This window comes from Flavobacterium sp. W21_SRS_FM3, assembly GCF_052113625.1.
Lineage (GTDB): Bacteria > Bacteroidota > Bacteroidia > Flavobacteriales > Flavobacteriaceae > Flavobacterium.
The window spans coordinates 357,063-379,618 of the sequence record NZ_JBGQOD010000002.1; the positions used below are offsets into that span (position 1 = coordinate 357,063).

20 protein-coding genes are annotated in these 22,556 nt (G+C 33.7%); 10 read left to right on the forward strand and 10 right to left on the reverse strand.

The genetic code is table 11. The annotated features are described in order from the left end of the window. Positions 1 to 53: 53 nt before the first annotated feature. The 4 genes from ACEN2K_RS05040 to ychF all read right to left on the reverse strand — a co-directional run bounded on the left by ACEN2K_RS05040 (position 54) and on the right by ychF (position 5,070). Positions 54 to 1,916, reverse strand: coding sequence for a DNA topoisomerase IV subunit B (locus tag ACEN2K_RS05040; protein WP_441758232.1), 1,863 nt, complete (start codon positions 1,914 to 1,916; stop codon positions 54 to 56). Between the two features lie 209 nt (positions 1,917 to 2,125). Continuing rightward, entirely contained in the window at positions 2,126 to 2,647 is a 522-nt protein-coding gene (locus ACEN2K_RS05045) for an NADPH-dependent FMN reductase (protein WP_441758233.1), read from the reverse strand. 114 nt (positions 2,648 to 2,761) lie between these two features. Further along, positions 2,762 to 3,796, reverse strand: coding sequence for an MBL fold metallo-hydrolase (locus tag ACEN2K_RS05050; protein WP_441758234.1), 1,035 nt, complete (start codon positions 3,794 to 3,796; stop codon positions 2,762 to 2,764). A gap of 179 nt (positions 3,797 to 3,975) precedes the next feature. Next, the gene (gene ychF, locus ACEN2K_RS05055) at positions 3,976 to 5,070 is read right to left on the reverse strand and encodes a redox-regulated ATPase YchF (RefSeq protein WP_441758235.1); all 1,095 of its coding nucleotides are present in this window, start codon (positions 5,068 to 5,070) and stop codon (positions 3,976 to 3,978) included. Between the two features lie 311 nt (positions 5,071 to 5,381). Here ychF and ACEN2K_RS05060 point away from each other — a divergent pair, with 311 nt between their 5' ends. The 3 genes from ACEN2K_RS05060 (at position 5,382) to ACEN2K_RS05070 (ending at position 9,681) form a co-directional block, all read left to right on the forward strand. Next, a complete protein-coding gene (locus ACEN2K_RS05060; protein ID WP_441758236.1) occupies positions 5,382 to 8,150 on the forward strand; it encodes a TonB-dependent receptor in 2,769 nt (922 codons plus the stop codon). Between the two features lie 129 nt (positions 8,151 to 8,279). Next, positions 8,280 to 9,023 carry a class I SAM-dependent DNA methyltransferase gene (locus ACEN2K_RS05065; protein ID WP_441758237.1) on the forward strand — a complete coding sequence of 248 codons (744 nt, stop codon included), beginning with the start codon at positions 8,280 to 8,282 and terminating at the stop codon, positions 9,021 to 9,023. Positions 9,024 to 9,144: 121 nt separating this feature from the next. Next, complete coding sequence (locus tag ACEN2K_RS05070; protein ID WP_441758238.1) at positions 9,145 to 9,681, forward strand: hypothetical protein; 537 nt, start codon at positions 9,145 to 9,147, stop codon at positions 9,679 to 9,681. A gap of 75 nt (positions 9,682 to 9,756) precedes the next feature. On the opposite strand, the gene ACEN2K_RS05075 is transcribed toward ACEN2K_RS05070, so the two are convergent. After that, positions 9,757 to 10,107: a 4Fe-4S dicluster domain-containing protein gene (locus ACEN2K_RS05075; RefSeq protein ID WP_441758239.1), complete on the reverse strand. Its 351-nt coding sequence runs from the start codon at positions 10,105 to 10,107 to the stop codon at positions 9,757 to 9,759. A gap of 162 nt (positions 10,108 to 10,269) precedes the next feature. On the opposite strand from ACEN2K_RS05075, the gene ACEN2K_RS05080 reads away from it, so the two are divergent. The 4 genes from ACEN2K_RS05080 to ACEN2K_RS05095 all read left to right on the forward strand — a co-directional run bounded on the left by ACEN2K_RS05080 (position 10,270) and on the right by ACEN2K_RS05095 (position 14,177). Next, positions 10,270 to 11,328 carry an acyl-CoA reductase gene (locus ACEN2K_RS05080; RefSeq protein WP_441758240.1) on the forward strand — a complete coding sequence of 353 codons (1,059 nt, stop codon included), beginning with the start codon at positions 10,270 to 10,272 and terminating at the stop codon, positions 11,326 to 11,328. Positions 11,329 to 11,421: 93 nt separating this feature from the next. Further along, entirely contained in the window at positions 11,422 to 12,492 is a 1,071-nt protein-coding gene (gene serC / locus ACEN2K_RS05085; RefSeq protein ID WP_441758241.1) for a 3-phosphoserine/phosphohydroxythreonine transaminase, read from the forward strand. 69 nt (positions 12,493 to 12,561) lie between these two features. After that, positions 12,562 to 13,512 (forward strand): D-2-hydroxyacid dehydrogenase, encoded by a 951-nt coding sequence (locus ACEN2K_RS05090; protein ID WP_441758242.1) that lies wholly within the window; start codon positions 12,562 to 12,564, stop codon positions 13,510 to 13,512. Positions 13,513 to 13,616: 104 nt separating this feature from the next. Next, positions 13,617 to 14,177: a DUF937 domain-containing protein gene (locus tag ACEN2K_RS05095; protein WP_441758243.1), complete on the forward strand. Its 561-nt coding sequence runs from the start codon at positions 13,617 to 13,619 to the stop codon at positions 14,175 to 14,177. Between the two features lie 39 nt (positions 14,178 to 14,216). Here ACEN2K_RS05095 and ACEN2K_RS05100 read toward each other — a convergent pair whose 3' ends face one another. Together ACEN2K_RS05100 and ACEN2K_RS05105 are read right to left on the reverse strand one after the other, a co-directional pair. After that, positions 14,217 to 14,717, reverse strand: coding sequence for a hypothetical protein (locus tag ACEN2K_RS05100; protein ID WP_441758244.1), 501 nt, complete (start codon positions 14,715 to 14,717; stop codon positions 14,217 to 14,219). A 10-nt stretch (positions 14,718 to 14,727) separates the two neighbouring features. After that, positions 14,728 to 15,492, reverse strand: coding sequence for an MBL fold metallo-hydrolase (locus ACEN2K_RS05105; protein WP_441758245.1), 765 nt, complete (start codon positions 15,490 to 15,492; stop codon positions 14,728 to 14,730). 96 nt (positions 15,493 to 15,588) lie between these two features. On the opposite strand from ACEN2K_RS05105, the gene ACEN2K_RS05110 reads away from it, so the two are divergent. Further along, on the forward strand, positions 15,589 to 17,049 hold the full coding sequence (locus tag ACEN2K_RS05110) for a TonB-dependent receptor (RefSeq protein WP_441758246.1): 1,461 nt from the start codon (positions 15,589 to 15,591) through the stop codon (positions 17,047 to 17,049). Between the two features lie 138 nt (positions 17,050 to 17,187). Here the strand turns inward: ACEN2K_RS05110 and bcp are convergent, their stop codons facing one another. Beyond that, the gene (gene bcp, locus ACEN2K_RS05115; RefSeq protein ID WP_441758247.1) at positions 17,188 to 17,640 is read right to left on the reverse strand and encodes a thioredoxin-dependent thiol peroxidase; all 453 of its coding nucleotides are present in this window, start codon (positions 17,638 to 17,640) and stop codon (positions 17,188 to 17,190) included. Between the two features lie 253 nt (positions 17,641 to 17,893). Here bcp and ACEN2K_RS05120 point away from each other — a divergent pair, with 253 nt between their 5' ends. Next, on the forward strand, positions 17,894 to 18,544 hold the full coding sequence (locus ACEN2K_RS05120) for an endonuclease III domain-containing protein (protein WP_441758248.1): 651 nt from the start codon (positions 17,894 to 17,896) through the stop codon (positions 18,542 to 18,544). Positions 18,545 to 18,616: 72 nt separating this feature from the next. Here the strand turns inward: ACEN2K_RS05120 and ACEN2K_RS05125 are convergent, their stop codons facing one another. Beyond that, positions 18,617 to 18,760, reverse strand: a complete 144-nt coding sequence (locus ACEN2K_RS05125; RefSeq protein ID WP_441758249.1) for a hypothetical protein — start codon at positions 18,758 to 18,760, stop codon at positions 18,617 to 18,619. 51 nt (positions 18,761 to 18,811) lie between these two features. Continuing rightward, a complete protein-coding gene (locus tag ACEN2K_RS05130; protein ID WP_441758469.1) occupies positions 18,812 to 19,396 on the reverse strand; it encodes an RNA polymerase sigma factor in 585 nt (194 codons plus the stop codon). 353 nt (positions 19,397 to 19,749) lie between these two features. Between ACEN2K_RS05130 and uvrA the strand changes: the two genes are divergently transcribed. Then, on the forward strand, positions 19,750 to 22,533 hold the full coding sequence (gene uvrA, locus ACEN2K_RS05135; RefSeq protein WP_441758250.1) for an excinuclease ABC subunit UvrA: 2,784 nt from the start codon (positions 19,750 to 19,752) through the stop codon (positions 22,531 to 22,533). Positions 22,534 to 22,556 lie beyond the last annotated feature (23 nt).

Sequence of the window (22,556 nt, forward strand, 5' to 3'; positions counted from 1 at the left end):
TTTTATTTTGAAGACTTTTTGACACTCGTATTTATTCCCAAAAGCTTATCACGTTACTCTTTCTCAACCACATCCAGTTCGACTTTCAAGTTTTTAATAATAAACTCTTGTCTATCAGGCGTATTTTTTCCCATATAAAAGGATAACAATTGCTCTACTGAGGTGTTTTTATCCATCATTACAGGATCTAAACGAATGTCTTCGCCAATAAAAAACTGAAATTCATCTGGTGAAATCTCCCCTAATCCCTTAAATCGAGTGATTTCAGGTTTTGGTTTTAACTTCTCAATAGCATCTTTACGTTCTTCTTCAGAGTAGCAGTAAATAGTTTCTTTTTTATTTCGTACTCTAAACAGCGGTGTTTGCAAAATATATAAATGCCCTTCTTTTATCAATTCTGGAAAAAATTGCAAAAAGAAAGTTATGAGTAATAATCGAATGTGCATTCCATCGACATCGGCATCCGTTGCGATTACAATGTTATTGTAACGTAAGTTTTCCATGTCGTCTTCGATATCTAGCGCAGCTTGCAGTAAATTGAACTCTTCGTTCTCATAAACAATTTTCTTGCTCATTCCGTATGAATTCAAAGGCTTACCACGCAAACTAAAAACCGCTTGTGTATTCACATCGCGCGACTTAGTAATCGATCCCGAAGCCGAATCTCCCTCTGTAATAAACAAGGTGCTTTCTAAATAACGTGCGTTTTTAATATCTGGTAAATGTACGCGGCAGTCCCGTAATTTTTTATTGTGTAAACTGGATTTCTTAGCACGGTCTTTGGCTAATTTTCTAATACCCGAAAGTTCTTTACGCTCTCTCTCCGCTTGAAGAATTTTGCGCAAAAGCAAATCAGCTGTTTCTGGATTTTTATGTAAATAATTGTCTAGTTTATTCTTAACAAAATCATTTACAAAAGTACGTACAGATGGCATTCCAGGCTCAGATCCCATGTCAGTTGAACCCAACTTTGTTTTAGTTTGTGACTCAAAAACCGGTTCCATCACTTTTACACTTACCGCACTCACAATGGATTTTCTAACATCAGACGGATCAAAGTTTTTATTGTAAAACTCCCGTATCGTCTTTACTATCGCTTCTCTAAAGGCCACTAAGTGTGTTCCTCCCTGCGTAGTATTTTGTCCATTCACAAAAGAATGGTATTCCTCGCTATATTGTGATTTACTATGTGTTAATGCTACCTCAATATCGTCCCCTTTTAGGTGAATGATAGGATATACCATATCTTCTTCGGCAATATTTTCATCTAATAAATCTTTTAATCCATTGTCTGAAAAGTACTTTTCCCCATTGTAGATAATTGTCAATCCTGCATTTAGATAACAATAATTTTTTAGCATTTTAATTACATATTCATTTCTGAATTTGTAATTTTTAAAAATGGTTTCATCTGGAATAAAAGTAACCTTGGTCCCTTTTCGTTTTGTAGTGTCAATAATCTCTTCTTCGAGAACTAAATTACCCGCAGAGAATTCAGCCGCTTTTTGTTTCTCGTCTCTTACAGATTCTACACGAAAATAATTGGATAAAGCATTTACAGCCTTGGTTCCTACTCCATTAAGACCTACTGATTTTTTAAATGCTAGAGAGTCATATTTCCCCCCAGTATTCATCTTCGAAACCACATCAATTACTTTTCCCAAAGGAATTCCACGTCCATAATCTCGTACAGCAACTGTTTTATCTCTAATCGATACTTCAATCGTTTTACCCGCTCCCATAACGAATTCATCGATACAGTTGTCGAGTACTTCTTTTAATAAAATATAAATACCATCATCTGGCGAAGAACCATCTCCAAGTTTCCCGATATACATACCAGGACGCATACGGATGTGCTCTTTCCAGTCGAGTGACCGAATATTATCTTCGGTATATTGATTTTGATCAGACATTGTGGGAGTTTATCGATTTTGTGCTAATATAGGGCATCTCGATATATTTTAAAAGCGCTAAAGGGCAAAGTTATTAAGAATGATATTGACATGTATTTTTTCTAATGAACTAAAGGCCACCGAATACAAATTTCTAAAATTACGACATAAAAAATAATAAATTACAACCGTTAGAAGGAAACCATCATGTAAAATAACAAGTTTAAAATTTATATGGCAGCAATGATATCTTTTAATTGCTTATCTAATTCTGGATTAGAAATCTGGCCTTTGTCAACATTAAAATTATCATTAAAACTAGGCAAAGAAAATGTTGCTTTAATATCAGCACCATAACGTGGCAACGCATTTTTCCCTATCTCTAAAACAGCCGAACCACCTCTAGCTCCGGGAGAGGTTGCCATAAGAAGCATCGGTTTATTTTTAAATACTTTAGGATCAATTCGAGAACACCAGTCAAAAATATTTTTAAATGCCGCTGAATAACTAGAGTTATTTTCAGCTAAGGAAATTACTAGAAAGTCGGCACTTTCTATTTTAGATAAAAATGATTTTGCCTTCTCATGTTGCCCGATACTTTCTTCGACATCAACACTAAATATAGGCATTTCATAATCGTTTAAATCCAGCACTTCCACTGCTGCATTTTCAAAGAGAGAAGCGGCGTATATGGCTAATTTTTTATTTATTGAGTTTTTACTAGGGCTTGCGCCAAAAGCTATGATTTTCATGTTTTTTTTATAAATATACTAAATTATTGGCAAAACAAAAGGATAGAAAAAGCGTATACATACCATCAGTGTTTAGCAATCAACACATTACACTACTTATAAAATATTTTTATTCTAATGTATTTCTTGCCACCATTTTGAGACACTAGTGGACTTTACATGGAAAAGCTCTCCTATTTTTGGCACTATGAAATTCAATTTCTCCAGTTTGCTTCTTTCAACAAATCGCTCTACTGGCTCTTGCCAAGAATGCTGTGCTAAAGCAAAACCAGCCCAATGTACAGGCATACAATTAAGAACTCTGGCATCCAGAGCAGCTTGCACACTTTCTTCGGGGTACATATGAATTTGATGCCAATTTTCGTTGTACTGACCACATTCCATAAAAGCAAAGTCAAAAGGACCTAGCCGTTCCCCTATTTCTGTAAAATGAGTGCCGTAACCGCTATCTCCACTAAACCAAATATTCTCTTGTTCCGTTTTTAAAACCCAACCACCCCAAAGCGATTTGGCTCTATCAGTAAAACCTCTTCCAGAAAAATGACGAGTTGGTGTGAACGTTATTTTAATGTCTCTAAATAACATGTCCTCCCACCAATTAAATTCGGTTATACAATCCTCAGCTATTCCCCACGAAACTAAATGTCTTTTAACGCCTAAAGCCACATAAAAATGCCTGGTTTTATCTTTAAGCTTTAATATACTTTTGTAATCTAAATGGTCGTAATGATCATGTGAGATAAGCACCAAATCAATTTCAGGTAAATCATCAATAATACCTAACGTAGCTGTACTAAATCGTCTGACTTTAAAAGGTGCTATTGGAGCAGCGTCATCACCAAACATAGGATCAATTAATATATTGCTGTTGTTCAAATTCATGTAAATGGCTGAATGCCCATACCAAATACTCTGCATAGCATCATGAGAAAATTGCCACTGCTTATTAAAAGGAATTATAGGTATGGACTGCGCCTCTCTGCCTTCCTTTTTAAAAAATTGTTTATTCAAAAATTCAGGTAGCTTAGACCATGAAAAATCCATACTAGTTGTTTCTAAATTTTCAAAGATAGTCCCATTCCAGTGCGTTGATTTTGAATATTTTTCTAAATCAGATTTAGAAGGTTTTGCGCCAAATTGTTTTCTCATAATTAATTTAATTCTAAAAAATAAAGCTAGGCAAATACTGTATTCACTCACACTTCTACACCCCTATTAAAAGTAAAAAAACCTGCAAAATTACTTTTGCAGGTTTTTTCTATAGTAAATCTATTTATTTTTATGCCTTATTCTTTTTCTAAAAGTAGGAAGCTTGACAATTTTTAAAATTACACGTTGAAACGGAAATGCATTACATCACCATCTTTAACGATGTATTCTTTTCCTTCTACTTTAAATTTACCCGCTTCTTTAGCTTTGGCCTCAGAGCCATACGCTACATAATCTTCATAAGAAATAACTTCTGCACGGATAAAACCTTTCTCAAAGTCAGTATGAATCACTCCAGCTGCTTGAGGTGCCGTTGAACCAATATTGATTGTCCACGCACGCACTTCCTTAACACCTGCGGTAAAATACGTTTGTTGCTTTAATAATTTGTAAGCAGCACGAATTAATACTGATGCTCCTGGCTCCGTTAATCCCATATCTTCAAGGAAAACTTGACGCTCTTCATAACTTTCTAATTCAGTAATATCAGCCTCAGCACCTACTGAAAGAATAATCACCTCAGCATCTTCATCCTTCACTAATTCCTTTACTTGATCCACGTATTTATTTCCGTTAACTGCCGAGTTTTCGTCAACATTACACACATACAAAACTGGTTTTGCAGTGATTAATTGAAAACCTTCCATTAACACCTCTTCGTCATTACTCTCAAGAATAATAGTTCTAGCTGATTTTGCTTGTAAAAGAGTGTCTTTGATTCGGTCTAACAACGCTTTTTCAGTTTGCGCTTCTTTATTCCCTGTTTTTGCAGCACGGTTTACTTTCTCCAATCGCTTCTCAACAGTATCTAAATCTTTTAATTGCAATTCAATGTCGATAGTTTCTTTATCACGAATAGGATTTACGTTTCCGTCAACATGGACAATATTATCGTTATCAAAACAACGCAATACATGAATAATAGCATTACACTCTCTAATATTTCCCAAAAATTGATTTCCTAATCCTTCCCCTTTACTAGCACCTTTAACTAAACCTGCAATATCTACAATATCCACAGTAGCCATTTGTACACGCTCTGGTTTCACTAACTCTTCAAGTTTGTTAATACGAGGATCTGGAACGTTTACAACACCTATATTAGGCTCAATAGTACAAAAAGGAAAGTTGGCACTTTGCGCTTTAGCATTCGACAAACAATTAAACAAAGTTGACTTTCCAACATTAGGTAATCCTACAATTCCTGCTTTCATGATATTTAGATTTACAGATAACTTCTTACTGCTATTCGTATTAGTATTGACTTTAAAATTTGCAAATATAAGATTAAATATACGTTAGCACTCAAAATCACGAAATTATTGTTTTGAAAGCATTAATTGATGTCATAAATATGTTATTCTCAAGGTTAACTACTTTAATTGCGACGATTGACAATTTAAAGCGGTTGATTTTAAAATTTCAAATATTTACCAGATAATCAATACATTTTATTAAAATTTTGTTAAAAAATTTATATATTGCAAAACATATTAAACCAAACAAAAACCAAATTAACTTAGTTATGAAAAAAATCACATTATTATTTTTACTACTTAACGTCAGTTTTCTTTTTGCTCAAAAAGAAATCTCAGGAGTAGTAAGAGACAATTCAGGTGCGGCACTTCCCGGTGTCAACATCGTAGAAAAAGGAACACAAAATGGTGTATCAACCGATATGGACGGAGGATACAAAATAAGGGTAAAAGAAGGAGCAACTTTAGTTTTTAGTTACATAGGATTTAATAAAGTGGAAAAAGCAGCTAGTGCTAGTACCATCAATGTAGTGCTTTCACAAGAAGGCGGTCAGGCTTTAGATGAAATTGTAGTAACTGGATCTAGAACAGCTCCAAGAAGTAACACTACATCCGCTTTGCCTATTGATGTTATTTCTTCTAAAGACTTAACTTCTACAGGTCAAGCAACTTTTGACAAAGCATTACAGTACAAAATCCCATCTTTTAACACGGTTCAAACACCAGTAAATGATGCAACTTCATTACTAGATCCTTATGAAATCAGAAACATGGGACCAAGTAGAACATTAATCCTTATTAATGGTAAACGTAAAAATTTAAGTGCTTTGCTTTACACACAAACCTCTCCAGGACGTGGTGAAACAGGTGCTGATATCTCAGGAATTCCTACAGATGCAATTAAAAGTGTGGAGATTCTTCGTGATGGTGCATCTGCACAATACGGATCTGATGCAATTGCAGGGGTAATGAACATTATTCTTAAAGACAATAAAGGAGACGGTTCTGTAACTATAAGAAGTGGAATGACTTCTGAAGGTGATGGTGAAATGATAGGCGTTAGCGTTAACAATGGTAGCTCAATTGCTGAAGACAAAGGATTCATTAACTATACAGTAGATTTCTCTAAAGTAAATCAAGCAAATAGACCAGGAACAGTTGATGCTGCTGGTGAAGCTGCCGATTTTGGTGCCGATATTGCTGACGTTCAACAATTTTTATCTCTTAAACCAGATGCAGGAAACATCAATGGTTCTCCTGAAACTGCTGCTGCTAAATTTTTAGTAAATAGTGGATTTGATTTAAGCGAACAAACAGAATTGTATTTTAATGCTGCTTACATCTATAAAAAAGTAAACAGTTTTGCTAACTACAGAACACCATATTGGAGAACGGAAGCTGATTATCCTTATTTAGCTGACTTCTTCCCTAACGGTCCTAATGGAACATACATAGGATATGTACCTACTTTTGAAGGTTTGTTAAATGATTACAACGGAACAGTAGGTTTAAAATCTAAAATCAATGACTGGAATGTTGACTTGAGTTTCACTACAGGTGGGAATACACAAACCTATACCGTAAGTAACTCTCACAATAGAAATGAAGTGTATGCTCCAAGTTGGAATCCAAACACAAATACATTTGAACCAGTAGAATTATACAGAGAAAATAGCCCGGTATCATTCAACCCAGGAGGAACACGTTTTTCCCATAATGTAGGTAACATTGATATCTCTAGAGTATTATCTGACAAGGTAAGTATCGGTATCGGTTCTGAGATGAGAGCAGAAACTTTTGAAGTTATCGAAGGTGAATTAGCATCTTATGATGGTGGTGGTGCCGATTCCTTTGCAGGTAACACGCCTCAAAATTCAGGAAAATGGAACCGTTACAATATTGGAGCTTATTTCAGTATGGACTACGATGTAACTGAAGCTTTTTTATTAAGTGGTACGGTTAGAGCTGAAAATTATTCTGATTTTGGTGATGCCTTCGTTTACAAAGTTAGTTCAAGATATAAATTTGATGACATGTTAACGCTAAGAGCTTCTTACTCTACTGGATTTAGAGCTCCAACATTACACCAAATTTACACTCAAAAATCACAATACTCTTTTGTTCCTGGACAAGGAATTCAAGTAGGTGGATTAGTAAACAACGTGTCACCACAAGCGTCACTTTTAGGTTTAGACAAATTAGATGCTGAGAAATCTAAAAACTTCACTATTGGTGTAGGTGGAAAAATTTCAAGAAATTTCAACTATACAGTTGACTACTATAACATTGCTGTAAAAGACAGAATTGTTTTGGGTTCTGAAATTACAGGAACTGCTTTTGATTCAGATGGTAATAATATAGGTACAACCCCACTTGATGATGTATTAAGAGCCAATAATTTATCTGATGTTAGTTTCTTTGCTAATGCTATTGATACTAAGACATCTGGAATTGACGTAGTTTTAAATTACAACAACATTATGATTGGCGAAGGAGATTTAGATTTTAGTTTATCTGGGAATTACACGATCAAAAACGAAAGAGATGGAGCAGTTAAGAATCCAACTTTAGTTGAAAATGCAGGTCAATCTATTGTAAATCCTACACAAGAAGCTTTATTCTTTACTTCTAGACCAAAAACAAAATGGATTTTAGGAGCTAACTATGAAATTGGAAAAATTGGGTTATCATTAAACAATACTTACTTTGGAAAGACTACTTTCAAACAACAAGGTATGAGTAATGATTTAAGAACTGAATTCACGCCAAAAATTGTTACTGACTTAGGAGTAAGTTTTTCAGCTACTGAAAAATTAACCTTATCATTAAATGTAAACAACCTATTAAATGTTTTACCTGAATGGAGTTTCAAAGCAGAAAATGCTGCTGGAGCAACTTTATTAGCAGATCCTGCTCAGGTTAAAAACCAATCTAACTTGATTACCTTCAACCAACGTTATTCTCAAATGACGTATGATGGATATCACTTTAGTCAATTAGGTACTATGTTTAACCTGTCATTAAACTATAAATTCTAATCTTAAATAGAATATTCATTAAAGGGACATCATTTGATGTCCCTTTTTTTATATCTTTTTTTTACGTAATTTTATAAAACACTATTATTTAAAGGTTTATACACAATAAAATCTTAAAATTTATCCATTATGGCAAACTTATACCAAGGGGAAATGGCTGCAATTTTTGACGCTATGTATCAAACCTTTATTGACTATGATGAGGAATATCTTTTTTACAACACTCTTATTCAAGAATACCATGCTCAAACGATTTTAGAAATAGGTAGTGGCACAGGCAATCTTGCTAAAAGATTCAAACAAAACAATCAACAGTATACTGGCTTAGATTCTAGTAAAAGTATGATTGATATCGCACAAACAAGAAATCCAAAAGGCTTATTTATACATGGAGATATGCGTGACTTTACTCTAGAAAAAAAAGTGGACGCAATACTAATCACTGGCCGATCCACAAGCTATTTGACCTCTAATGATGATATTTATGAAACATTTGATTCCATCTATAAAAGCATAACCCAAGATGGCATTATTATATTTGATTTCATTGATGCTAACCGTTTTATCCCTTTTATAAAAAACAATAAAATGATCATCCATGAAGCAGCTTACAAAGGAATTAATTACATCAGGGAAAGCAGTTGGGAAACGACAACATTAGATAATATTATGCTAGAATGGCATGCAAAATATTACACTATAGTAAACAATAACAAAGAGGTGATTTTTAATGATTACTCTACTGTGCGTGTATTTACTTTAAATGAAATTCAAATATATCTTTACTTAAATGGCTTTGAAATTATCAAAACAATCGATCGGAAAACTTATGCCTACGATACTTATGTTATTGTAGCCAAAAAAAGAAAGTAAGTTTTACTCATTATTTTTTTATATTATTTTTAAAACTATAACTTTTTGCGATAATAACATAACAAACTAGCTTTCAGATAGCTGTATATTTGAACAATACAAATCATTAAAAACAGATATTATGAAAACTATAGTTTTAGGAATCGCAGCTTTTTTATTTACGTTAAATATTCAGGCGCAGAACAAAAATGTAAAATCAGAAGTGAAGACGAAGGTAACAACTATAAAAGATTCTCAGGGAGAAAAAAAACTAGTGAAAACCGAAGAAATTAATGAAGTTCAAGCTATTGAATTAAAGGACGCCGACTCAAAAGTTTTAAATAAAGATACTAAAGAAACTCCTGTACAAGTAACAGCAAGTACTAAAATTACAGCTGATGGAGTAACCCGTTTAATTGATGTAGATAGGTCAGCTTATTATGAATTAGACGGAGTGAAATATGAAGTTGCCACCGATAAAAGTGGTTATACCCTTTCTACCCCAAGTGGAGAACGCAAAGCAATTTTAAGAAAGACATCTAACAACAATTATATCTACAAATCTAAAGATAAAACTTCTTATGGGTATTTTGATGCTGATGGAAATTTAATCTTAGAAAATTATGATGAAGCTTCTGATACTGTAACTATTACAACTTACATGATTGATAAAAAATAAGCCATCGTTTCTTTAAGTAAAAAAAAACCTGAACAATTGATTGTTCAGGTTTTTTTATTTGCAATACTTGCATATTTATTCGTTATGTAAGAATGCTTGTCTGTTTAATAACGTTTCTTCTGATTCTACATGATTGTCATCTGGAATACAACAGTCCACAGGACAAACTGCAGCACACTGTGGTTCATCATGGAAGCCTTTACATTCTGTACACTTCCCAGGTACAATATAGTAAACTTCATCAGAAATTGGTGTTTGTGCTTCTTCAGCATCCATTTCAGTCCCATCAGGAAGCACTACTTTTCCAGATAAACTAGTACCATCTTTGTATCTCCAATCATCTGCACCTTCGTATATAGCTGTATTCGGACATTCTGGTTCACAAGCACCACAATTGATGCATTCGTCGGTTATTATAATTGCCATTATTATTTACTTTTGGCTTTAAGCGATAATGCTTTAAGCAGTTTTATAAATTAAATTTGTTGTAGCTAGAAATTGACCTTATCATCCAATAGCATTGCTAAAACCTTATAAAAGATTACTTTTGTGCAAAATTACAATCAAAACAATTCATAAACAAACATTATGACATTAGAAGTTAAAAAAAACATTTTCATTGAACTGGGTAAATTTTTAAGCCAATTCGATAGTAATGAGACTATTAAAAAAGAAAACGTTCTTAAAAATGAATTGTTTTTTGATGATTGTAACAAATTAATCGAATTATCACAATCTCATAACGGATGGTACACCCCTGAACAAGTGTACTTTTCTATCCAATCTTGGGCATCAGCATTAACTGAGGAAAATCTTAATAAGTGGTTATCGAATTACGATTTTGATAACGTAACACCAAAAAACATTGCTTTAATTCTTGCAGGAAATATTCCGCTTGTGGGCTTTCATGATTTTTTATCTGTCTTAATAACAGGCCACAATGTCCTTGTAAAAACTTCCTCAAACGATCAACACCTACTGCCTTTTTTAGCAAAATATCTCATTGCAATTGAACCTGAATTGGCAAACAAAATTACTTTTGTCGAAGGAAAATTAGAAAATTTTGATGCCGTTATTGCAACAGGAAGTAATAATACAGCGCGCTATTTTGACTATTATTTTAAAGATAAACCTTCGATTATCAGAAAAAACAGAAACTCGGTAGCGGTATTAGATGGAACTGAAACTAAAGAGCAATTAGTAGCTCTTGGCGAAGATATTTTTAGGTATTTTGGTCTAGGATGTCGCAATGTTTCTAAACTTTTTGTACCTGAAGGTTACTCCTTCAATGCGTTTTTTGAAGCAATTTTTGAATACCAGGATGTCATACATTATGAAAAGTATGCTAATAATTATGACTACAACAAAGCGGTATTTTTGATGAGTAATTTTAAACTACTCGATAACGGTTTCCTTACTTTAAAACAAGACAACAGCTACGCCTCTCCGATTTCAAGTGTTTTCTATGAAAATTATGTTTCTTTAGCTGAGCTTCAAGATAAGTTACGCAAAGAGCAAGACCAAATTCAGTGTATTGTTAGTAATGATCTAGTTGAAGGCAGTATAGCCTTTGGGCAAACACAGCAGCCACAATTATGGGATTATGCAGATAATGTAGACACTATATCGTTTTTGTTAATAAGATAGCGTAAATATGGTTAATTATTGCGAATAAATTAACAGTTATTCAAGTTGTATTCCCGAAATTTGCATTTTAATTTTTTGGACATAAACTACACCATGAAAAAACACAACTACAGCGCAGGACCATGCATTTTACCACAAGAAGTTTTTGAAAAATCAGCTCAAGCTATTTTAAATTTTAATGACTCCGGATTATCCATCTTAGAAATTTCACATCGTAGCAAAGACTTCGTTGCTGTTATGGACGAAGCTAGAGCCTTGGCTTTAGAATTGTTAGGATTAGAAGGAAAAGGATACAAAGCACTTTTTCTTGCAGGAGGAGCGAGTTTAGAGTTTTTAATGATCCCTTATAACTTGATGAAAGAAGGCGGTAAAGCTGCTTATTTAGATTCAGGAACATGGGCAAGTGGAGCTATAAAAGAAGCAAAATTCTTTGGAGAAACTGTGGTTGTAGCTTCCTCTAAAGAAGAAAACTACACTAATATTCCTAAGGGATACACTGTACCAGCCGATGCTGATTATTTTCATTGTACGAGTAACAATACCATTTTTGGAACTCAAATGAAAGAATTTCCTTCATTAGACATTCCAATGGTTTGCGACATGAGCTCTGACATCTTTTCGAGAGTACTAGATTTTTCTAAATTTGATATCATCTATGCAGGAGCACAAAAAAATATGGGCCCAGCAGGAACTACATTAGTAATTGTAAAAGAAGAAATTCTAGGCAAATCAGGTAGAACTATACCAAGTATCTTAGATTATGAAAAACATATCAAAGCAGAGAGTATGTACAACACTCCAGCTGTTTTTCCCGTATACGCGTCTCTATTAACTTTACAATGGTTAAAAAAATTAGGCGGAATTGCTGCTGTTGAAAAATTAAACAACGCTAAAGCAGATTTACTTTACACAGAAATTGACAGAAATCCATTATTTAAAGGTGCTGCAGCTGTTGAAGACCGTTCTAAAATGAATGCAACTTTCTTATTAAACAATCCAGAACATGCAGCTACATTTGACGCAATGTGGAAAGAAGCTAATATTTCTGGGATAGCCGGACATCGTTCAGTAGGTGGTTACAGAGCATCTATGTACAACGCCTTACCTATTGAAAGCGTTCAGGTTTTAGTAGATGTAATGAAAGAATTGGAAAACAAAGTTTAAAGTTTAAAAGTTTAAAGTAAAACCACTCTAAACAAATCAAACATTAAACAAATTAAAAAAAAATATATAATGAAAGTATTAGCAAACGACGGAATTTCTAAAAGTGGAATTCTAGCTTTAGAAAAAGGTGGATTTGAAGTAATAACTACAAAAGTAGCGCAAGAGCAAGTGGCTAACTATGTAAACGAAAATGACATTAGTGTGGTTTTAGTTCGCAGTGCTACCAAAGTTCGTAAAGATATAATTGACGCATGTCCTGGATTAAAAATCATTGGTCGTGGTGGTGTAGGAATGGATAATATTGATGTGGATTATGCTAAAAGTAAAGGAATCCATGTTATTAACACGCCTGCTTCTTCATCAGAATCTGTTGCAGAGCTAGTTTTTGCTCATTTATTCTCAGGTGTTCGCTTCTTACATGATGCTAATAGAAACATGCCTCTGGAAGGAGATACCAACTTTGATGGTTTGAAAAAAGCATACGCAAATGGTGTTGAATTAAGAGGAAAAACACTGGGAATTGTTGGAATAGGTCGTATTGGTCAGGCTACTGCAAAGATGGCTCTTGGTTTAGGTATGAAAGTGATTGCTGCAGACAGTTTTATCCCAACAGTTGATGTTAAAGTGGAATTTTTTGACGGACAATCTATCACTACTACTATAGTTTCTCAATCACTGGAATCTGTATTCAAAGAAGCTGATTTTATCACGCTTCACGTACCTGCACAAGATGGTTATATCATCGGTGAGAAAGAATTGGCAATTATGAAAGACGGTGTAGGTATCGTCAATTGCGCAAGAGGTGGTGTTATTGATGAAGTAGCATTAGTAAAAGCGTTAGACAGCGGTAAAGTTTTGTTTGCTGGTCTAGATGTTTTTGAAAATGAACCTACTCCAGAAATGACTATTTTAATGAATTCTAAAATATCATTAACTCCACATATTGGTGCTGCTACAGGAGAAGCTCAAGACAGAATTGGAACTGAATTAGCTTCGCAAATCATCAGTTTAATTGGGTAATTAGCGAAATAAAATAGTAAAATTCATAAGAGGGTTTGTTAATTCATTTTAACAATCCCTCTTTTTTTTGTAAATTGTAAATCAAACCAATTTAAATACTTAAAATGTTCGAACAATTAACTCAATTAGCCCATCAATTTGGGCAAAATGCTGTCGTAAAAAATGATGCAATTCCCGATGAAAAGAATGAAGCTGTAATCAATGAAGCCAGTACTTCTGTTATTTCAGGATTACAAAAAATGATAGCTGAAGGCAACGTAGACCAGATAGCTGGATTATTCCAAGGTAATAATGCAGAAGACAGTTCTAATCCTGCAGTACAAAAGCTAACTCAACAACTATCTGGTAGCTTGGGAGAAAAATTAGGCATCAATAGTAGTACCGCTGCTAGCGTAGCTTCAACTTTGATTCCGAAAATACTAAGCGCACTAGTAGGAAAAGCAAAAGATCCCAATGACTCTAGCTTTGAAATATCTGATATTATAGGCGCCATTTCTGGAAATGGAGACAATTCAGGAATTATGGATGCGATCTCAAAATATGGTGGCCAATTTGGATTAGATCAAAATGCCGATGGTAAAGTAGATATTAACGACGCTATGTCTGCACTAACTAAAAATGGTGGTGGATTAGGTGGCGCCTTAGGTAGTCTTTTCGGAAAATAAATTATAAAAAAAACGCTGCAACTAACTGCAGCGTTTTTTTTACTTTTGATACAGTAGTGACTGAATCACTTCGAACGAAATGGTGTCGTCGTTATTCACAAAGTATTTTAACAATACTTCTCCCCAAATATCACCATCACTATAATCTGCGATAATCCATCGGTGGTTAATTATTCTCACCTTATTGATTATAAATTTATTCGCCCCTATTTGATCTTGTCCCGTGTACGGATTTCCTTTAGGATTAGCATTATAATCCAAAAGTTGTTCTTTAACAACGGGAATTAATTTTTCATAATGAATGGTTTTAGTAGCACTGCTTGAATCGAAATAATTTTGAGCGTTTTCATTTTTTTCCAATGAAAAGTAGTTAGCATCCACTAATTTATTAGACACTGAACTCAAACTATCTTTCAGTTTTTTAGTTACCCTTTGATATCTTTCCTGTTCAAAAGCCACCTCTTTACTATAGAACATATATGTAAAAATATTCATTAGGACTAAAAGGATGAACGCGTAGAGTAAAAATGATTTTTTCATTTACTATGAATTATATTGTTATTTCTAAATTATCATAAGCCAAGAAAACATTTTCTGGGAGTCTTTTTTGTACCTCCTCATGAAAACCAAATAAGTGACTTATATGCGTGAGATATGCTTTTTTAGGTTGCACCAAAGCTATAAAATCTAATGCTTCTTGCAAATTAAAATGGGTATTATGAGGTTCTTCTCTTAAAGCGTTTACAACCAATACATCCAAACCTTCAAGTTTCTTCATTTCTACGGTATCAATCGTTTTTACATCAGTGAGATAAGCAAAATTATCAAATCTAAAGCCAAATACCTGTAAATCGCCGTGCATCACATTAATAGGTATTACCATTTTATTTCCCAAAGAAAAAGGCTCGTTATTAACTACTTCGAAGGTTTTTACAGAAGGAGCTCCCGGATACCTGTTTTCAGTTTCAAAAACATAATCGAAGCGTTTTTTCAAGTTATCAATTACCCTTTGGTGTGCATATATAGGCATTTCACCTTGTTTGAAATTAAAAGGGCGTATATCGTCAATACCTGCTGTATGATCAGCATGCTCATGAGTAAAAAGAATCGCGTCTACTTTCTGACAATTTGAAGCTAGCATTTGCTGCCTAAAATCAGGACCGCAATCGATAACGTAAGAATGACCTTCCCAGGAAATCCAAATAGAAACCCGGAGTCTTTTATCCTTATTATCAATGCTTTTACAAACGGGATGATTGCTTCCTATTACAGGAATGCCTTGTGATGTACCAGTACCTAAGAAATATACCTTCAATGCTATTTTATTTTTTTACAAAAATAGGATTAATTCTCTTTCATTAGAAACCTATTTAATTAACTTTGTAACATATTAGCCATATTTAAAATAAAAATGGATACTCAAATCAAACTAAAAGGTGACAAAGTCATCGCACAAATTCCTTCGATAAAAGACAAAGCACTACGTATAAATTTGAATGAAAATATATATGGAACCTTTGCTGAAATAGGTGCTGGACAAGAAACTGTGAGACATTTTTTTAGATCAGGTGGATCTTCTGGAACAATAGCCAAAGCCATGTCAGCTTATGACAAGGATTTTAGTGATGCCATTTATGGTATTGAAGAGGATGGACGTTATGTGACAGAGAGCAGACTTAAAAAAATGCTAACCATGGAAGGTGAGCTAGTTGAAAAACGTTTAAGTCGTGAGAAGCATCCTAATAAAATGTTTTTTAGTTATGCAAATACAGTTGCCACAATTGATTTTGCTAAACAATTTAAAGGTCATGGTTGGGTAGGAATTCGCTATCAAATCGAACCAGATGAAGATTACAACGAAATAATTCTTCATATTCGTTTTAAAGAGACTGATGCAAGATTGCAACAAGAAACTTTGGGCGTTTTAGGTGTTAACTTAATTTATGGCGCCTTTTACAAATACAATGACCCTAAACGCTTATTGCGTTATTTATATGACCATTTAGACAAGGACCAACTAGAGATTGATACTATTAATTTCTCTGGGCCTCGTTTTGCTGATGTAGACAACCGTTTAATGAGTTTGCAATTAGTAAAAAACGGCATGACTGATGCCGTTATGTTTGATCCAAATGGTAAAAACATACTTCCTGCTGCCATCCTATACAAGAAAAACATCCTTGCTTTAAGAGGAAGCTTCCGTCCTGTTACTAAGGTAAATATGGATATGTATGAGAAGTCTTTGAAGATGTTCATTGAAGAGAATAAAGTAGAAAAAGAAAACACCTTAGTCGTATTTGAGATTACACTTTCAAACCTGCGTTCAGACGGAGAAATTGACGAACGTGATTTCATGGATCGTGCCGAATTACTTTGTTCGTTAGGACAAACGGTGATGATTTCAAATTTCCAAGAATACTATAAAGTTGTGGAATATTTTGCTAACTACACGAAAGCCAGAATGGGATTAGCCATGGGTGTGAATAATTTAGTAGACATCTTTGATGAGAAATATTACCGCCATTTAAGTGGAGGAATTCTAGAAGCATTTGGTAAATTGTTCTATCGCGACATGAAGGTATTTTTATATCCAATGTTAGATGAAAATGGGGAGATCATAAATTCAGATAATTTAAAGGTTCATCCAAGAATGAAAGAATTGTATAAATTCTTTAAGTTCAACGGTAAGGTAATTGACATCGATAATTATGATCCTGAAACATTAGAAGTTTTCTCTAGAGAGGTCTTAAAAATGATTAATGAAGGTAAACCCGGTTGGGAACCGATGCTTCCATCTGGAATTGCAGAAATCATTAAAGAGCACTACCTTTTTGGATATAATCCTAATAAAATTTTGAAAGAAATCAATTAATAGATAATGGCAGCCATACTCATTAAATTAATGAGATAAAAACAAAGTCCGGATCAGAGTCAATAATCAACTCATTTCCGGACTTTAGTTTTATGCATTTTTCAATCTTTTATATTCTTGCATTATTTATACAAATGCTTATTTCAGAATTTGTGCGGCATGCTCTTTTGTTTTTACTTTTTCTATCACTTCATCAATTATTCCGTTTTCATCGATGATGAACGTTGTTCTATGAATTCCGTCGTATTCTTTTCCCATAAATTTTTTAGGTCCCCACACGCCAAAGGCTTCAATAACTGATTTATCTTCATCTGCTAACAGAGGGAATGGGAAATCATACTTTTCTTTAAATTTAGCTTGTTTTGCTTGAGCATCAGCGCTTACTCCTAGCAAGGCATAATTATTTGCTTCAAAACGTTCAAAGTTATCTCTCAAATCGCAAGCTTCGGCTGTACAACCTGGAGTACTGGCTTTTGGATAGAAAAAAACCACTAGTTTTTTTCCTTTATAATCAGATAATTTATGGGCAATCCCGTCTTGATCTACACCTGAAAATGCTGGTGCTTTATCTCCTTTTTTTAATGTTGTCATACTAGTATCGGTGTTAGTTTTGAGTTATTTTGAGTTTTAGATTTTGGGCACATAAAGTGTTGAAATGCCCCAGATGGAAGTGAAAAGCCCAGACTTTAAAAAACTATATTTTTCTAGACTCTAAAGAGCGACCAAAGGAAGCTCCTTTATAGTCATTAGAAAAAAGGTTTTATAAAGGAGGACTTGTAACAAACAGCTGGATTAGGCACATCCTAAAAATTATGCTAATTTTACAAGATATAAATTTACAAAAATGACCAAGCAAGAACGGGTAACATTTGTTATAAATACGTTAAAAGAATTATATCCCACGATTCCGGTTCCTTTGGACCATAAAGATCCTTATACTTTGTTGATCGCCGTCTTACTTTCGGCTCAGTGTACAGATGTACGTGTCAATCAAATTACCCCTTTATTATTTGCCAAAGCAGACAATCCATATGATATGGTAAAATTGAGCGTAGAAGAAATTAAGGAAATAATTAGACCATGTGGGCTTTCGCCAATGAAATCTAAGGGGATACATGGTTTATCCCAAATATTAATTGACAAACACGACGGACAGGTGCCGCAAAGTTTTGAACACTTAGAAGAGCTACCTGCTGTGGGACATAAAACGGCAAGTGTGGTTATGTCTCAGGCTTTTGGAGTTCCTGCTTTTCCAGTAGACACGCACATACACCGGCTAATGTATCGATGGAACCTAACCAACGGTAAAAATGTAGTTCAGACAGAAAAAGATGCCAAACGCATATTTCCAGAGGAAATATGGAACGACCTGCATTTACAAATTATTTGGTACGGCAGACAATATTCACCAGCGCGTGGTTGGGATCTTGAAAAAGACATTATTACCAAAACAATAGGAAGAAAAACGGTTTTGGACGGCTATATTAAGAAATAAAATGCTTTAAAATACAAACTCCACTATGTATAAAAAAACATAGTGGAGTTTATTGTACCTAATATAAATTCATTAGTTAACGATAATTTCAAAAAGATCACTGTCAGTTTTTATAACATGCAATGCTTTTGAATAATTTAGTAAAAAAGAAACGACTTCTTTTTTGGGTTTCATTGTTTTAGATACAAATGAATCTTTAGAGTAAATTTTCGCCATGTTGTACAAATATTTAATTTATAATACAACGAGTAAAAAGTGTTTATATTGCTAATTTGTCAAAACAATTTGATGTTTGTCAATAACTTTTCTCAAATTCATTAAAGCATAACGCATTCGCCCTAAGGATGTATTAATACTTACACCAGTAATTTCTGAAATTTCTTTAAAACTCATATCTTGATACATACGCATAACTAGCACTTCTTTTTGATCCAGTGGCAGTTCTTCTAGAAGCTTTCTGACATCAATTTCAACCTGGTCTGATATCATTCTGTTTTCAATTGTAGGTGTATCATCAGACATAATAGAAAAAATAGAAAACTCCTCAGTCTCTCTATATAATGGCATTTTTTTATTGCGTCTAAAGTGATCAATAATCAAATTATGAGCGATACGCATCACCCATGGAAGAAATTTACCTTCTTCATTATAGGAATTTGATTTTAAAGTTTTGATTACTTTGATAAATGTATCTTGAAAAATATCATTAGAGATATCCTTATCTGATACTTTAGAATAAATGAAACCGTAAATACGGGATTCATGTCTTTTAATTAATGTTGCCAAAGAAAGTTCATTTCCCGCAACATAGTTTTGTACCAATAAAGCATCTGGAAGTTCTACATTAGCCATAGTTATACCTTTTAGTTTTTTGATTAAAATTTGGAGCAATTTTCTCTAAAAAAGTATTTTTGTGCTATAGGCTAATTATAATTTATTGTTAATATAGAATCCAAATTTAGTGAATATTTTTTTTAAGAAGCAACTGATATTAAGAAATTTTAACATTTAAATACAATTACAGCTTAATGCAGTAGAAGTTTTACATAAAAACGGCATCAGTTATATGATTTTAAATCATTAATTTACAAATAATAGTCTGTTCTAGATTGAAACAATAGCCTGTTTATAACTTAAATTTGTGACTTGTTGAATTACTACTCTCTGTTCAAAATTGATTACTTTTGTAGAAATACAAAGTTTTTATGCAAGTTGACTTTTCTAAATTAGATCCAAAGAAAAATATAATTATAAAAGGCGCGGAAGTACACAATCTAAAAAGTGTAGATGTCGCCATTCCAAGAAATAAATTAGTGGTAATTACCGGACTTTCGGGTTCTGGAAAATCCAGTTTAGCTTTTGATACGCTTTATGCAGAAGGGCAGCGCCGTTATGTAGAAAGTTTATCTTCCTATGCACGGCAATTTCTTGGTCGACTAGATAAACCAAAGGTAGAATATATCAAAGGTATCGCTCCCGCAATTGCTATTGAGCAAAAAGTTAATACCACTAATGCGCGGTCAACGGTAGGAACATCGACAGAAATATACGATTATATTAAATTACTCTATGCTCGTATTGGTAGAACCTTCTCTCCTATTTCTGGTCAAGAAGTAAAGAAAAATACCGTGACGGATGTAGTAGCTGATGTTAAAAACTTAGAAATTGATAGTAAGTGGTTACTGCTTGCTCCTATTCATTTAGAAAAAGGTCGGAAATTAGAAGACAAACTAAAAGTACTTTTGCAACAAGGCTTTGCAAGAATTTTAGTTGATAATGAAATGGTACGATTGGATGATTTACCAACTGGTTTAGGTAAAAAAGAAATCTTACTTATCATTGACCGAATTGTAGTCAAAGAGGAAGAGGAATTTTACAATAGACTTGCTGACGCAGTACAAACAGCTTTTTTTGAAGGGAAAGGAATTTGTTATTTACAAGAATTAAAAAGCAATAAAAGACTTTCTTATTCCAATAATTTTGAACTAGACGGTATAACTTTCCTTGAACCTAATGTCCATTTATTTAGCTTTAATAATCCCTACGGAGCTTGTCCTGTATGTGAAGGTTACGGTAATATCATAGGTATTGATGCCGAATTAGTGGTCCCAAATACTACACTCTCTGTATTTGAAAATGCTATTTTTCCATGGCGTGGTGAAAGTATGAGTTGGTATCGCGATCAATTGGTCAATAAAGCCTATAAATTTGATTTCCCTATTCATAAACCTTACTTTGAATTAACGACTGAACAAAAAGAGTTGATTTGGACAGGAAATAGTTCTTTTCAAGGATTGAATGATTTTTTTAAAGAACTTGAAGAGAAGAATTATAAAATTCAAAACCGCGTAATGCTCTCTCGCTATAGAGGGAAAACTAAATGCTATGCATGTAAAGGGAAACGCTTGCGTATTGAAGCCTCTTATGTTAAGATTAATTCAAAGACAGTTTTAGAGTTAGTCGATTTACCAATAAGACATTTAGTCGAATTCTTTAAAAACTTAGAACTAGACGTTTACGAAAAGCAAATTGCAAAACGTTTACTTATTGAAATTAACAACAGACTCTCTTTTCTAACCGAAGTAGGATTAGATTATTTGACACTAAATAGAAATTCCTCTACCTTATCTGGAGGAGAATCACAACGTATTAATCTTGCAACCTCATTAGGAAGCAGCCTGGTGGGTTCGATGTACATACTAGACGAACCAAGTATTGGTTTACACCCAAAGGATACAGAACGATTGATCAAAGTATTGTTGTCTCTTCGTGAATTAGGAAATACGGTAATCGTAGTGGAACACGATGAAGACATCATGAAGGCTGCAGATATGATCATTGACATAGGTCCAGAAGCAGGTTCGTATGGAGGGGAATTAGTAGCTCAAGGAACCTATGATGAGATATTACAATCTACCTCGCTTACCGCTAAATATTTAAATGGCGATTTAGAAATTGCTGTACCTAAGAAAAGAAGACCTTTCAAGAACTTTGTAGAAATTAAAGGTGCTAGAGAAAACAATTTACAAAACGTTGATGTTGTTTTCCCCTTAGATGTTCTAACAGTAATAACGGGAGTTTCAGGAAGTGGTAAAAGTACTCTGGTAAAGAAAATATTATTTCCAGCGATGCAGAAAAAGCTCGATAATGCTGGAGAAAAAGCAGGCCAATTTAGCGAAATAACAGGATCTTTTTCCCAAATTAAGCATATAGAGTATGTAGATCAAAACCCTATAGGAAGGAGTTCGCGCTCTAACCCAGTAACTTATATTAAAGCTTATGATGACATAAGAGAATTGTTTGCTAAGGAGAAGTTATCTAAAGTAAGAGGGTATTTACCTAAACATTTTTCATTTAATGTGGATGGCGGACGCTGTGAAACTTGTAAAGGGGAAGGAACCATTAATGTAGAAATGGTTTTCATGGCTGATGTACAACTTCCATGCGAAACATGCAATGGTAAACGCTTCAAGAAAGAGATCTTAGAAGTAACATTTGAGGGTAAAAACATTCATGACATTCTAACGATGACTATTGATGATGCACTTGCTTTTTTTGATAAAAACAAGCAGGCTAAAATTACTCAAAAATTAAAACCATTACAAGATGTAGGTTTAGGTTATGTGCAGTTAGGTCAATCTTCTTCAACATTATCTGGTGGTGAAGCACAAAGGATAAAATTAGCTTCGTTTTTAGTAAAAGGGGCTACAAAAGACAAAGCATTATTTGTCTTTGATGAACCTACAACAGGCTTACACTTTCATGATATTAAAAAATTACTGGCTTCATTTGATGCTTTAATTGAGAAAGGACATTCGATTTTAGTAATAGAGCACAACTTGGATTTGATTAAATGTGCCGACTGGATTATTGATTTAGGACCAGAGGGTGGAGAAAATGGAGGGAAATTACTAGCAGTAGGAACTCCCGAAGATATTGTAAAAAATAAAAAATCAATCACTGCCCATTATTTAAAAGATAAGTTATAAATCACAAAACTTTAAGATAAAAA

Coding starts and splice junctions, on each gene's coding strand:
- ACEN2K_RS05040 (WP_441758232.1), bottom strand. CDS start 1,916: ATGTCTGATCAAAATCAATATACCGAAGATAATATTCGGTCACTCGAC.
- ACEN2K_RS05045 (WP_441758233.1), bottom strand. CDS start 2,647: ATGAAAATCATAGCTTTTGGCGCAAGCCCTAGTAAAAACTCAATAAAT.
- ACEN2K_RS05050 (WP_441758234.1), bottom strand. CDS start 3,796: ATGAGAAAACAATTTGGCGCAAAACCTTCTAAATCTGATTTAGAAAAA.
- ychF (WP_441758235.1), bottom strand. CDS start 5,070: ATGAAAGCAGGAATTGTAGGATTACCTAATGTTGGAAAGTCAACTTTG.
- ACEN2K_RS05060 (WP_441758236.1), top strand. CDS start 5,382: ATGAAAAAAATCACATTATTATTTTTACTACTTAACGTCAGTTTTCTT.
- ACEN2K_RS05065 (WP_441758237.1), top strand. CDS start 8,280: ATGGCAAACTTATACCAAGGGGAAATGGCTGCAATTTTTGACGCTATG.
- ACEN2K_RS05070 (WP_441758238.1), top strand. CDS start 9,145: ATGAAAACTATAGTTTTAGGAATCGCAGCTTTTTTATTTACGTTAAAT.
- ACEN2K_RS05075 (WP_441758239.1), bottom strand. CDS start 10,107: ATGGCAATTATAATAACCGACGAATGCATCAATTGTGGTGCTTGTGAA.
- ACEN2K_RS05080 (WP_441758240.1), top strand. CDS start 10,270: ATGACATTAGAAGTTAAAAAAAACATTTTCATTGAACTGGGTAAATTT.
- serC (WP_441758241.1), top strand. CDS start 11,422: ATGAAAAAACACAACTACAGCGCAGGACCATGCATTTTACCACAAGAA.
- ACEN2K_RS05090 (WP_441758242.1), top strand. CDS start 12,562: ATGAAAGTATTAGCAAACGACGGAATTTCTAAAAGTGGAATTCTAGCT.
- ACEN2K_RS05095 (WP_441758243.1), top strand. CDS start 13,617: ATGTTCGAACAATTAACTCAATTAGCCCATCAATTTGGGCAAAATGCT.
- ACEN2K_RS05100 (WP_441758244.1), bottom strand. CDS start 14,717: ATGAAAAAATCATTTTTACTCTACGCGTTCATCCTTTTAGTCCTAATG.
- ACEN2K_RS05110 (WP_441758246.1), top strand. CDS start 15,589: ATGGATACTCAAATCAAACTAAAAGGTGACAAAGTCATCGCACAAATT.
- bcp (WP_441758247.1), bottom strand. CDS start 17,640: ATGACAACATTAAAAAAAGGAGATAAAGCACCAGCATTTTCAGGTGTA.
- ACEN2K_RS05120 (WP_441758248.1), top strand. CDS start 17,894: ATGACCAAGCAAGAACGGGTAACATTTGTTATAAATACGTTAAAAGAA.
- ACEN2K_RS05125 (WP_441758249.1), bottom strand. CDS start 18,760: ATGGCGAAAATTTACTCTAAAGATTCATTTGTATCTAAAACAATGAAA.
- ACEN2K_RS05130 (WP_441758469.1), bottom strand. CDS start 19,396: ATGGCTAATGTAGAACTTCCAGATGCTTTATTGGTACAAAACTATGTT.
- uvrA (WP_441758250.1), top strand. CDS start 19,750: ATGCAAGTTGACTTTTCTAAATTAGATCCAAAGAAAAATATAATTATA.